Source organism: Methylomonas rivi (genome assembly GCF_024505165.1).
Taxonomy (GTDB): domain Bacteria; phylum Pseudomonadota; class Gammaproteobacteria; order Methylococcales; family Methylomonadaceae; genus Methylomonas; species Methylomonas rivi.
In genome coordinates, this window is the sequence record NZ_JANIBK010000361.1 from 1 (window position 1) to 738 (window position 738).

Here is a 738-nt window from a genome sequence, read left to right on the forward strand (position 1 = left end):
TACGAGGCCTGGCGCGCCTCAGTCCAATCGTCTTGTCCGCCGGCCTGCTGACCGCTTGCGCCGTGGGCCCGGATTACCAACGGCCGGAAAAGCCGTTACCCGCCGGTTTTGCCAACGCCGCACCCGCCGAATTTTCCGACCGGGCGGTTGAGATCGGCTGGTGGAAAACGTTTAACGACGCCCAGTTAAGCGCGCTGGTCGACCAAACCCTACAGCATAATTTCGACTTAAAAGCCGCAAGGGCCAATCTGGCCGAGGCTCGCGCCCTCTATCTGGAAACGGGCTTGAATCTGCTGCCGACGGTTACCTCGCATGCCAACTATACCGAGCAAAAACGCAGTACCGGCTCGTTAAACAACCGCGCCTTCGTACCGCGCGAACTCAAGCTTTATAACACCGGCTTCGACGCCTCATGGGAACTGGACTTTTTCGGGCGGGTGCGCCGCAATGTCGAAGCCAGCAGCGACGAAGTCGAGGCGCTGGACGCCGGCCTGCGCGACGTCGGCGTCAGCCTGATCGCCGAGGTGGCGAGGAATTATTTCGAGCTGCGCGGCCTGCAACACCAGTTGGCGGTCGCCCGGCAAAATGCCGATAATCAGGCGCAAACCCTGGCACTGACCCAAGCTAAAGTCGAAAACGGCCGCGGCACCGAGCTGGATACGGCCAGGGCCTTGGCGCAACTGGAAGCCACCCGCGCCGGCATCCCCAGCCTGGAAAGCGCGATGATGCAGACCGTGC

1 protein-coding gene is annotated in these 738 nt (G+C 62.1%); it reads left to right on the forward strand.

Annotated features, from left to right (window positions below):
- Positions 1-8: 8 nt before the first annotated feature.
- The coding region (locus NP596_RS21745; protein ID WP_256617458.1) for a TolC family protein at positions 9-738 on the forward strand (730 nt) is incomplete at its 3' end.